The organism is Janthinobacterium sp. CG_23.3 (assembly GCF_046115965.1).
In the GTDB taxonomy this organism is placed as follows: Bacteria; Pseudomonadota; Gammaproteobacteria; order Burkholderiales; family Burkholderiaceae_D; genus Janthinobacterium.
In genome coordinates, this window is record NZ_JBJXIB010000172.1 from 1 (window position 1) to 9495 (window position 9495).

8 protein-coding genes are annotated in these 9495 nt (G+C 71.2%); all 8 read left to right on the top strand.

Features of this window, described 5'->3' with window-relative positions; all coding sequences use genetic code 11:
• The coding region (gene ada, locus ACFDR9_RS25630) for a bifunctional DNA-binding transcriptional regulator/O6-methylguanine-DNA methyltransferase Ada (protein WP_409032801.1) at nt 1-1007 on the top strand (1007 nt) is incomplete at its 5' end.
• Nucleotides 1004-1720, top strand: a complete 717-nt coding sequence (locus ACFDR9_RS25635) for a 2OG-Fe(II) oxygenase (RefSeq protein WP_327075934.1) — start codon at nt 1004-1006, stop codon at nt 1718-1720. The genes ada and ACFDR9_RS25635, both read left to right, overlap by 4 nt.
• A gap of 213 nt (nt 1721-1933) precedes the next feature.
• A complete protein-coding gene (gene hutU, locus ACFDR9_RS25640; protein WP_327075933.1) occupies nt 1934-3646 on the top strand; it encodes a urocanate hydratase in 1713 nt (570 codons plus the stop codon).
• A gap of 63 nt (nt 3647-3709) precedes the next feature.
• Entirely contained in the window at nt 3710-5269 is a 1560-nt protein-coding gene (gene hutH, locus ACFDR9_RS25645) for a histidine ammonia-lyase (RefSeq protein ID WP_017877500.1), read from the top strand.
• A 55-nt stretch (nt 5270-5324) separates the two neighbouring features.
• Nucleotides 5325-6113 carry an N-formylglutamate deformylase gene (gene hutG, locus ACFDR9_RS25650; RefSeq protein WP_327075932.1) on the top strand — a complete coding sequence of 263 codons (789 nt, stop codon included), beginning with the start codon at nt 5325-5327 and terminating at the stop codon, nt 6111-6113.
• On the top strand, nt 6110-7471 hold the full coding sequence (locus tag ACFDR9_RS25655) for a formimidoylglutamate deiminase (protein WP_327075931.1): 1362 nt from the start codon (nt 6110-6112) through the stop codon (nt 7469-7471). Before hutG ends, ACFDR9_RS25655 begins: the two co-directional genes overlap by 4 nt.
• 1 nt (nt 7472) lies before the next feature.
• Nucleotides 7473-8048, top strand: a complete 576-nt coding sequence (locus ACFDR9_RS25660) for a HutD family protein (protein WP_327075930.1) — start codon at nt 7473-7475, stop codon at nt 8046-8048.
• Nucleotides 8049-8152: 104 nt separating this feature from the next.
• Complete coding sequence (hutI, locus tag ACFDR9_RS25665; RefSeq protein ID WP_327075929.1) at nt 8153-9379, top strand: imidazolonepropionase; 1227 nt, start codon at nt 8153-8155, stop codon at nt 9377-9379.
• Nucleotides 9380-9495: the final 116 nt, after the last annotated feature.

A 9495-nucleotide genomic window follows, 5' to 3' on the forward strand; every position in this document is an offset into this window, starting at 1 on the left:
ATTCCCACGGCCCCTTCTACTGTTCGTTGCGCACCACCGTCTTGTACTCCCTGCCCCCCCCCCCCCCCCCCCCCCCCCTGCGCCGCAACGTCGCCTTCCACGCCAGCCGCGAGGAGGCCGAGGCGGCCGGCTTCCGGCCCTGCCTGCGCTGCAAGCCGGAGCAGCCGCCGCTGGCCGAGCGCCGCGCCGCCATCGTCGCCCAGGTCTGCCGCCTGATCGACGCCGCGCCGGAACAACTCGACCTGGAGGCGCTGGCGCTGGCGGCCGGCATGAGCCGCTTCCACTTCCACCGCGTCTTCAAGGCGCACACCGGCATTACGCCGAAGGCCTACGCGGCGGCGCGCCGCGGCGCCCGCGTGCAGGCCGCGCTGGCGCAGCCGAAGGAGCGCGCCGGCAGCGTCACCGAGACGCTGTACGCGGCCGGCTTCAACTCCAGCGGCCGCTTCTACGCCAGCGCGCCGGCGCTGCTGGGCATGACGCCGCGGGCCTTCCGCGCCGGCGGCAGCGGCGCGGCGATCCGCTTCGCCATCGGCGCCTGCACGCTGGGGGCGATCCTGGTGGCGGCAACCGACAAGGGCATCTGCGCAATCCTGCTGGGCGACGACCCGGAGGCGTTGGCGCGCGAGCTGCAAGACCGCTTCCCGCGCGCCGAACTGCTGGGCGCCGAGGCGGCGTTCGAACAAACCGTGGCGCGCGTGGTCGCGCTGGTGGAGGCGCCGGAAATCGGCCTCGACCTGCCGCTCGACGTGCGCGGCACCGCCTTCCAGCAACGGGTCTGGCAGGCGCTGCGCGAGATCCCGTCCGGGCGCACCGTCAGCTACGCCGAACTGGCGCAACTGGTCGGCGCGCCGAAGGGCGCGCGCGCGGTGGCCGGCGCCTGCGCCGCCAACGCGCTGGCGGTGGCGATCCCCTGCCACCGGGTGGTGCGCCAGGACGGCTCGCTGTCGGGCTACCGCTGGGGCGTCGAGCGCAAGCAGGCGCTGTTGGAACGCGAGGCCGGCAAATGAGCGGCGCCGACCTGGGCGCGCGGGTGGCGGCGCTGGACTGGGCGCGCCTGGCCGAGGACCTCGACGGCCACGGCTGGGCGCTCGCGCCGGGCCTGTTGGCGCCGGCCGAATGCGCGGCGCTGGCGGCGGCCTACGCCGAGCCGGCGCACTTTCGCAGCCGCGTCGTGATGCAGCGGCACGGCTACGGCCGCGGCGAATACCAGTACTTCGCCTACCCGCTGCCGGCGCCGGTGGCGGCGCTGCGCGCGGCGCTGTATCCGCCGCTGGCGGCGATCGCCAACCGCTGGTACCAGGCGATGCGGCTGGCGCCGCGCTTTCCGGGCGCCCACGCCGACTTCCTGGCGCGCTGCCACGGCGCCGGCCAAACCCGGCCGACGCCGCTGCTGCTGGAATACCGCGAAGGCGACTACAACTGCCTGCACCAGGACCTGTACGGCGAACACGTCTTCCCGCTGCAGGCGGCGCTGCTGCTGTCGCGGCCCGGGGTCGACTTCGACGGCGGCCAGTTCGTGCTGACCGAACAGCGCCCGCGGATGCAATCGCGCGTCGAAGTGGTGCCGCTGGCGCAGGGCGACCTGCTGCTGTTTCCGGTGTTCCACCGCCCGGTCAACGGCGCGCGCGGCAGCTACCGCGTCAACATGCGCCACGGCGTTTCGCGCCTGCGCGGCGGCCTGCGCCACGCCCTCGGCATCATCTTCCACGACGCCGCCTGAGCCCGGCGTGTCGCGTTGACCGGCCGCGCGCCGCCAAAACCAGCCAAAACCCCAGGCAGGGAGCCGGGGTCGGACCCCGCGGGTCTGCCCCCCGAACCCCGCGCCGTTGGTTTTTAACACAAAAAACTGGTTGACTTAGTTGTATAGACAACCTATCCTTTCAGCATGCAAGGAGCGTTCGCGCCCACTTCCCACCCAATCCGAGGAGACGATATGAACAAGCAAACGAGCAGCCTGGACCAAGACCCGCGCTATGACGCCAGCCGCGAGATCCGCGCTCCGCGCGGCACCGAGATGAGCTGCAAGAACTGGGGCGCCGAGGCGGCCTATCGCATGTTGCAAAACAATCTGGACCCGGAAGTGGCGGAAAACCCCAAGCATCTGGTGGTCTACGGCGGCATCGGCCGCGCCGCCCGCAACTGGGCGTGCTTCGACCAGATCCTGGCCTCGCTGCGCGAGCTGGAGGACGACCAGACCCTGTTGATCCAGTCGGGCAAGCCGGTCGGCGTGTTCCAGACCCACGAGAACGCGCCGCGCGTGCTGATCGCCAATTCCAACCTGGTGCCGAAGTGGGCCAACTGGGAGCGTTTCAACGAACTCGACCGCGCCGGCCTGTTCATGTACGGCCAGATGACGGCCGGCAGCTGGATCTACATCGGCACCCAGGGCATCGTCCAGGGCACCTATGAAACCTTCGCCGAAGCCGGGCGCCAGCATTTCGGCGGCGACTGGGGCGGGCGCTGGATCCTCACCGCCGGCCTGGGCGGCATGGGCGGGGCGCAGCCGCTGGCCGCCACCATGGCCGGCGCCGTCTCGCTGAACATCGAGTGCCAGCAGAGCAGCATCGACTTCCGCCTGCGCACCCGCTACCTCGACAAGCAGGCCGGCGGCATCGACGAGGCGCTGGAACTGGTCAAGTACCACACCGACCGCAAGGAGGCGATCTCCATCGGCCTGCTGGGCAACGCCGCCGAGATCCTGCCGGAGCTGGTCAAGCGCGCCAAGGCCGGCGGCATCGTGCCCGACCTGGTCACCGACCAGACCTCGGCGCACGACCTGATCAACGGCTACCTGCCGCGCGGCTGGAGCGTGTCGGACTGGAAGTCGGCGCAGCAAGACCCCGAGCGCCACGCCCGCCTGAGCGCCGCCGCCGCCGATTCCTGCGCCGCGCACGTGCAGGCGATGCTGGACTTCCACGCGATGGGCGTGCACACGGTCGACTACGGCAACAACATCCGCCAGGTCGCGCTCGACCACGGCGTCGAGAACGCCTTCGACTTCCCCGGTTTCGTGCCGGCGTATATCCGGCCGCAGTTCTGCGAGGGCCGCGGGCCGTTCCGCTGGGTGGCGCTGTCGGGCGATCCGGAAGACATTTACAAGACCGACGCCAAGATCAAGGAGTTGTTCCCCGAGCACAAGCAGGTGCACCACTGGCTCGACATGGCGCGCGAGCGCATCGCCTTCCAGGGCCTGCCGGCGCGCATCTGCTGGCTGGGGCTGGGCGAGCGCCACATCGCCGGCCTGGCCTTCAACGAGATGGTCCGCAACGGCGAGCTGAAGGCGCCGGTGGTGATCGGCCGCGACCACCTCGACACCGGCTCGGTGGCCAGCCCGAACCGCGAAACCGAGAGCATGAAGGACGGCACCGACGCGGTCTCCGACTGGCCGCTGCTGAACGCCATGCTGAACACGGCCGGCGGCGCCACCTGGGTCTCGCTGCACCACGGCGGCGGCGTCGGCATGGGATACTCGCAGCATTCCGGCATGGTCATCGTTGCCGACGGCACCGACGCGGCGGCCAAGCGCCTGGCGCGCGTGCTGGTCAACGACAGCGGCTCGGGCGTGATGCGCCACGCCGACGCCGGCTACGAAAGCGCGGCCGCCTGCGCCAAGCGCAACGGCCTGAACCTGCCGATGATCAAGTGAGCGCGTAACTAGAGCGCACGCCGCACGCCACCGCACACCTACCTATATAGAGAGAGAACGACTATGAAAAGCAGCAACAAGAGCTGGACCCTGAACCCTGGCGCGATGACGCTGGCCGACCTGCGCACCGAATGGGCGGCGCCGTCCGCGCTGAGCCTGGCGGCGGACGCCTATCCGGTGATCGAGGCCTCGGCCGCCGCCGTGCGCGCCATCGTCGCCAAGGGCGACGCCGCCTACGGCATCAACACCGGCTTCGGCCTGCTGGCCAAGACCCGCATCCCCGACGACAAGCTGGAACAACTGCAGCGCAACCTGATCCTGTCGCACTCGGTCGGCACCGGCGAGCTGATCTCCGACGCCGTGGTGCGCCTGGTCATGCTGATGAAAATCGGCAGCCTGGCGCGCGGCTATTCGGGCGTGCGCCCGCTGATCGTCGACACCCTGATCGCCCTGTACAACGCCGGCGTCATGCCGGCCATCCCGGCCAAGGGCTCGGTGGGCGCCTCCGGCGACCTGGCGCCGCTGGCGCACATGACGCTGGCGATGCTGGGCGTGGGCGAGGTGCGCGTGCACGGCGAGATCATGCAGGCCAGCGACGCGCTGAACGCGGCCGGCATCGCGCCGGTGGTGTTGGCGGCGAAGGAGGGCCTGGCGCTGATCAACGGCACCCAGGTGTCGACCGCGCTGACGCTGCACGGCCTGTTCATGGCCGAGCGCCTGCTGGAGGCCGGCATGGTCACCGGCGCGCTCTCGCTCGACGCCGCCAAGGGCAGCGACGCGCCGTTCGACGCCCGCGTCCACGCGGTGCGCGGCCAGCCCGGCCAGATCGCCGCCGCTGGCGTGTACCGCCAACTGGTGGCCAACAGCGCCATCCGCGCCTCGCACCTGGTCGGCGACGAGCGCGTGCAAGACCCGTACAGCCTGCGTTGCCAGCCGCAAGTGATGGGCGCCTGCCTGGACCTGATCGTCAACGCCGGGCGCACCCTGCTGATCGAGGCGAACGCCGTCACCGACAACCCGCTGATCTTCCAGGAAGCCGGCGACGGCCTGGCGAAGATCGTCTCGGGCGGTAACTTCCACGCCGAGCCGGTGGCCTTCGCGGCCGACACGCTGGCGCTGGCGATCGCCGAAATCGGCGCGCTGTCGGAGCGCCGCATCGCGCTGCTGATCGACGCCACCCTGTCCGGCCTGCCGCCGTTCCTGGTGCGCGACCCGGGCGTGAACTCCGGCTTCATGATCGCCCACGTCACGGCCGCCGCGCTGGCGTCGGAGAACAAGTCGATGGCGCATCCGGCCAGCGTCGACAGCCTGCCGACCTCGGCCAACCAGGAAGACCACGTCAGCATGGCCACCTACGCCGGCCGCCGCCTGGACGACATGGCGCACAACACCGCCGTCATCGTCGGCATCGAGCTGCTGGCCGCCGCGCAGGGCATCGACTTCCACCGTCCTTTGAAGACCTCGCCGCAGCTGGAGCACGTGCATTCGCAGCTGCGCCAGAAGGTGGCCTTCTTCGACGCCGACCGCTTTTTCGCGCCGGACATCGAGGCGGCCAAGCAGATGGTGGTGACGGGCGAGCTGAGCGCATCTTGCCACGGCCTGTTCGTTCCCCTGTACGCTTAATAAGTAGGTAGAGTAGAGCCCGGACCGCTTGGTCCGGGCGCAAGGAGACTACATCATGGACTTCCGATTTAACGCGGGCGGCATCCCCCTGCTGGTGTCGATGCCGCACGTCGGCACCGACATCCCGGACGACGTCGCGGCCGCTTTCACGCCCGCCGCGCTGGACAAGGCCGACACCGACTGGCACCTGGTCGAGCTGTACGGCTTTTTGCGCGAGATGGGCGCCTCGACCCTGTCGGCGCGCTGGTCGCGCTATGTGGTCGACCTGAACCGTCCGCAGGAAAACACCAATCTATATCCGGGCCAGGACACCACCGGCCTGTGCCCGGTCGACACCTTCCACCGCGCGCCGCTGTACCAGCCGGGGCGCGAGCCGGGCCAGGCCGAGGTGCAGCAGCGCCTGCAGCGCTACTGGCGCCCCTACCACGCGCAGTTGCAGGCCGAGCTTGAGCGCATGCTGCGCATCCACGGCAGCGTGGTGCTGTGGGACGCGCATTCGATCGCCTCGGTGGTGCCGCGCTTCTTCGACGGCAAGCTGCCCGACCTGAACTTCGGCACCGCCGACGGCGCCAGTTGCGCGCCCGGCCTGCGCGACGCCGTGGTCGGCCTGGCGCGGGCGCAGGACGAATTCAGCGTCGCGGTGAACGGCCGCTTCAAGGGCGGCCACATCACGCGCCACTACGGCCAGCCCGGCGCGAACGTGCACGCGATCCAGCTGGAGATGTGCCAGTGCCTGTACATGGACGAGGCGGCGCCGTTCGGCTACCGCCCCGACCTGGCGGCGCGGGTGCAGGGCCTGCTGCGCCAGATGACCACGGCCGCCGCCGATTGGGCGCGCCGGTGAGCGCGCTGTTCGCGCGCCACGCGCTGCTGCCGGACGGCTGGCAAAAGGACGTGCTGCTGGAGTGGGACGACGCCGGCGACCTGCTGGCGGTGGCCGCCGGCGTTACGCGGCCGGCCGGCGTCGAAGCGGCCGGCTACGTCCTGCCCGGCATGGTCAACCTGCACTCGCACTCGTTCCAGCGCGCGCTGGGCGGCCAGACCGAGAAGGCCGGCGACAGCCCGGACAGCTTCTGGACCTGGCGCGACCTGATGTACCGCTTCGCGCGCAACATCACGCCCGAGCACATCGAGGCCATCGCCGCGCAATTGTTCACCGAGTGCCTGCGCCACGGCTACACCGCCGTGTGCGAGTTCCACTACGTGCAGCGCGACCCGGGCGGCGCCATGTACGCGCGCCCGGCCGAGACGGCCGAGCGGGTGGTCGCGGCGTCGCGCCACAGCGGCATCGGCATCACCATGCTGCCGGTGCTGTACAGCTACTCCAGCTTCGGCGAAGTGCCCTTGAAGCCGGAGCAGAGCCGTTTTAAAACCAATCCCGACGACGTGCTGAAGATCGTCGAGGCGCTGGCGCCGCTGCGCGACGGCCAGACCGAAGTGGGCTTCGCGCCGCACTCGCTGCGCGCCGCCTCGGTGGCGCAGATCAACGAGGTGCTGCTGGCGCTGCCGGCGGCGCGCCCGGTGCACATCCACATCGCCGAGCAGCAGCAGGAAGTGGCGCAGTCGCTGGACTGGTGCGGCCGCCGTCCGGTGCAATGGCTGCTCGACCAGGTCGCCGTCGACCAGCGCTGGTGCCTGGTGCACGCCACCCACCTGCTGCGCGACGAGGTCGACAGCCTGGCCGCCAGCGGGGCCGTGGCCGGCCTGTGCCCGACCACCGAGGCCAACCTGGGCGACGGCATGTTCCCGCTGCCCGAGTTCCTCGCCGCCGGCGGGCGTTTCGGCATCGGCAGCGACAGCCACATTTCGCAGGGCGCGGTGGAGGAGCTGCGCTGGCTGGAGTACGGCCAGCGCCTGCAGCAGCGCCGCCGCAACGTCGCCCACAGCGACGGCCAGCGCCATGTCGGCGACTTCCTCTGGCAGGGCGCCTTGCAGGGCGGCGCGCAGGCTTCGGGGCGGCGCCTGGGCGCGCTGGCGGCCGGCAAGCGCGCCGACCTGATCGTGCTCGACGACGAGCACCCGAACCTGTGCGGCGCCGCGCTGCAGGACGTGCTGGGCAGCTTCATCTTCTGCGGCAACGACAACCTGGTGCGCGACGTGCTGGCCGGCGGCCGCTGGGTGGTGCGCGGGCAGCGCCACGTGGCGCAGGACGCCATCACCGCGCGCTACAAGCGCACGCTGGCCGAACTGCGGCGGTTCTGACATGGCCAGCTTCATCGCCCATGCGGACCTGGTGGCGGCGCCGTGGAAAAACGGCGGCGGCAGCACCACCGAGGTCGCCGTCTTTCCGCGCGGCGCGGGCTTCGACGACTTCGACTGGCGCATCAGCCTGGCGACGATCGCCCGCAGCGGCGCCTTCTCCGTCTTCCCCGGCATCGACCGCAGCCTGTGCCTGGTGGCCGGCGACGGCGTCACGCTGACGCTGGACGGCGAGCGCCGCATCACGCTCAGCGCCGCCAACCCGCTGCTGTGGTTCGCCGGCGAGGCGGCGGTGCACGCCGACGTCGCGTCGATCACCACCGACTTCAACGTGATGACCCGGCGCAGCCGCTGCCGCCACCAGCTCGAACGCGTCAGCGTACCGGCCGAACTGGCGCGGCGCAGCCCGACCACGCTGCTGTTCGTCGCCGACGGCGGCGCCGTGGTGGCGCGCGCCGGCGCGCGCGCATACACGCTCGGCCTGTTCGACGCGCTGCTGCTCGACGCCGACGACGCCATGCACTGGTCGCTGGCCGCGGGCGCCGGCGCGACCGTGTTCGTCGCCGATCTGATCACCTGAAACCAAACCCGCGGCGGCGAAAAAATCGGGGCCAGAGCCCGGGCGCCAAGGCGCGAAGGTCCGACCCCGGCTCACCCACCACCCGACAATTAAAGGCGGCAAGCATGCAAACCTGGGACGTGCTCTACACGAATGTTCACCTGGCCACGATGGTCGACGGCTACGGCGAGATCCTTGACGGCGCCATCGCCGTCAAGGACGGCCGCATCGCCTGGCTCGGGCCGCGCGCCGCGCTGCCCGCCAGCGCCTGCCCGGTGGTCGACGGCGGCGGCTGCTGGCTGACGCCCGGCCTGATCGACTGCCACAGCCACATCGTCCACGCCGGCAACCGCAGCGACGAATTCGAGGCGCGCCTGAACGGCGCCAGCTACGAGGACATCAGCAAGGCCGGCGGCGGCATCATGTCGACGGTGCGGGCGACCCGCGCCGCCAGCGACGACGAGCTGCTCAGGCAAAGCCTGCCGCGCGTGGCCAGCCTGCTGGCCGAGGGCGTGACGACGCTGGAAATCAAGTCCGGCTACGGCCTGTCGCTGGAGTCGGAGGAGAAAATGCTGCGGGTGGCGCGCCGCGTCGGCCAGGTGCTGCCGGTGGCGGTGGCCACCACCTTCCTCGGCGCGCACGCGCTGCCGCCGGAGTACGCCGGCCGCGCCGACGCCTACATCGACCTGGTGTGCGAACAGATGCTGCCGGCGCTGGCCGGCGCCGGCCTGGTCGACGCGGTCGACGCCTTCTGCGAGCGGATCGGCTTTTCCGCCGCCCAGACCGAGCGCGTGTTCCGCGCCGCGCGCGCGCACGGGCTGCCGGTCAAGCTGCACGCCGAGCAGTTGTCCGACCAGGGCGGCAGCGAGCTGGTGGCGCGCTACGACGGCCTCTCGGCCGACCATTTGGAGCACCTGACGCCGGCCGGCATCGCCGCCATGGCCGCGCACGGCACGGTGGCGGTGCTGCTGCCGGGCGCCTATTACTTCCTGCGCGACACCCAGCCGCCGCCGGTGGCCGCGCTGCGCGCCGCCGGCGTGGCGCTGGCGGTGGCGACCGACTGCAACCCCGGCACCTCGCCGATGACCTCGCTGCTGCTGGCGATGAACATGGCTTGCACCCTGTGGCGGTTGACGCCGCGCGAGGCGCTGGCCGGCTGTACCATCCAGGCCGCCAAGGCGCTGGGTTTGCAGGCGCAGGTCGGCAGCCTGGAGCTGGGCAAGCGCGCCGACTTCGCGCTGTGGCACATCGCCCGCCCGGCCGACCTGGCGTACGCGATCGGCTTCAATCCCTGCCGCGGCGTCGTCAACGGCGGCGTCTGGCGCGAACCAGTGGTAAGCTTGCCGGCCTGACCGGGGGGGGGGGAGGGGGGGCCACCACCAAGGAGGGGGGGAGGAAAAACCACGAAAAAAAAGGGGGAAAAAAACACACCCCACCCCCCCCCCTCCCCCCCACCCCGTCCTCCCGC